The 1,130-nt window shown below is 36.8% G+C and carries 1 protein-coding gene; it reads right to left on the reverse strand.

Annotated features, from left to right (window positions below; all coding sequences use genetic code 11):
• Positions 1–368, reverse strand: a 368-nt coding sequence (locus tag BMY80_RS11990; protein ID WP_177178603.1) for an AAA family ATPase, incomplete at its 3' end; no start/stop codon positions are given.
• Between the last annotated feature and the right edge of the window lie 762 nt (positions 369–1,130).

A 1,130-nucleotide genomic window follows, 5' to 3' on the forward strand; every position in this document is an offset into this window, starting at 1 on the left:
GTACTGCCGAGCTGTTGGTAAGCCCCTATAAAATCATTACCGGAAACAGACTTTAGTGAAATGAATATTACCGGAAACTTTCCCATGTATTTGGCGCAGAATTCCTTATCCTCAAAGATTTTGGTGTCCTTAAACCAGTTTTCCTGACGTGACACGTCACCGGGATTTTCTGGATTAAGAGCCAGAAAGTCATAGAAGGTGGACATGGTGAGGGTTTTTCCGAAACGTCTCGGTCTCGTGATAAGCATTACGTCCGCTTTGTTCTCCTTAAACACGGTTCTGATAAAAGGAGTCTTATCAACGTAATAGCAGTCATTTTCAATAAGCTTATGAAATAATTCTGCTCCAATACCTATGGGCTTTAACATTTCTGATTATCCTATAAACCTGACACACCAAGTAATACCATATTACAAGTCTATCATATTTTTGCCGATATTCTCTGAGAGGCCGGCTGAAAGTTTGAATGACAAAAACATTACAGTTATGTTTAAGTCTCTGCACGACCGAGTATTATCTGTTCTTTACACCACTGAACTGTTATGAAATATCTTAGTGTACACTTTATTTCCTGCTGTATTTTCTGTATGTTAAAACGCCTCATTCACCTGAAAACCCAGTAATTCAACTGTCTTACGAATACATACCTAAGATAATGTCATCACTTTCCAATATTTATCAGACTGCATTACCTGAATGTAAAACTTTTCCGAGATTGTCAGAAAGAAAATAAAGTTGTCTGAATACTTGAAGCTTCATTGCCGGAACATGAAACAAATATGAGACACAGGAAAGGCTCTGCAAAAGAAACAGAAAATATAGAAATAAAAATTCCCAACCTGAGAGTTGGGAATTTTAACTTACCCCGCAGTTACACAAAACCATTGAAACCTTGGAGATAAAATTATTCAAACACTAGCAACCGGAAGAAGCAGTTTCAATTTTCGGAGTTCCGTTCAGAGCAGTTGGAGCAGTGTATTTAATTGCACAATTTTCCTTATCCGGAGCATTGACACTGAATATATAAAGAACGCTGGGGTGTGACATAAAATTCGTGTATTCCTGTTAAGTCTGTTAATATTAAAGACTTAATTGGAGTTATATGAATATGGCAAAAAAAGATATTAAGC

The sequence above is a fragment of the Ruminobacter amylophilus genome, from assembly GCF_900115655.1.
GTDB lineage: Bacteria > Pseudomonadota > Gammaproteobacteria > Enterobacterales > Succinivibrionaceae > Ruminobacter > Ruminobacter amylophilus.